This window comes from Lichenifustis flavocetrariae, from assembly GCF_026130545.1.
In the GTDB taxonomy this organism is placed as follows: domain Bacteria; phylum Pseudomonadota; class Alphaproteobacteria; order Rhizobiales; family Beijerinckiaceae; genus Lichenihabitans; species Lichenihabitans flavocetrariae.
Genome location: NZ_JAMOIM010000161.1, coordinates 1 through 738 on the forward strand (window position 1 = coordinate 1; position 738 = coordinate 738).

The 738-nt window shown below is 68.0% G+C and carries 1 protein-coding gene; it reads left to right on the forward strand.

All coding sequences use genetic code 11. The features are described 5' to 3' along the window. The coding region (locus tag M8523_RS36440) for an IS91 family transposase (protein ID WP_282589667.1) at window positions 1-480 on the forward strand (480 nt) is incomplete at its 5' end. Window positions 481-738 lie beyond the last annotated feature (258 nt).

Below are 738 nucleotides of genomic sequence, written 5' to 3' on the forward strand. Positions count from 1 at the left end.
AGGACGAAGAAGTGGATCGTGTATGCCAAGCCGCCCTTCGGTGGCCCCGAGGCCGTGCTGGCTTACCTGTCCCGCTACACGCACCGCGTCGCCATCTCCAACCGGCGCCTGATCTCGCTCGACGAGGCCGGCGTCACCTTCCGATACAAGGATTACCGCCGCGACGGCGACGCCCGCCACCGCTCCATGGCGCTGTCCATCGACGAGTTCATCCGACGCTTTCTCGTGCACGTCCTGCCCAAGGGCTTCCACCGCATCCGTCACTACGGCCTGCTCGCCACGGGCAATCGCAAGGCCAATATCGCCCGCGCCCGGGAGCTGCTCGCCGCCCCCGCGTCCTCTGTGACGAAGGAGCCTGCCTCGTCCAAGCATCGACACGCGGCGTGCCCCTGTTGCGGCAGTCGTATGCTCGTGATCGAGAGCTTCGGAGGCGTGGCCCGCGCGCGGGCTCCACCCCCGCATCGATGGAGATCCGGGTGAGGACGTCGTGACCCGGCACGGCCAGAGCCAGCACAGGGCCGAAGCGACGTCGCTTCGGCCATCGGACAGGCTCGCACCCAGGCAGGCTGGCGTCGTCTGCAGCGAGCCCAGGATGGCATTATCGCCCCGACAACGTCGACGGCGAGCCTCGTTCAGACCTCCCGAGAGACCGCCGACCGGTTTGCCGCACCAGAACAGTGTCAGCCTGGGCTGGCCGCGGCGCCTTCGCGCTCTCGCCGCTTCCTCCAAATCCCCATA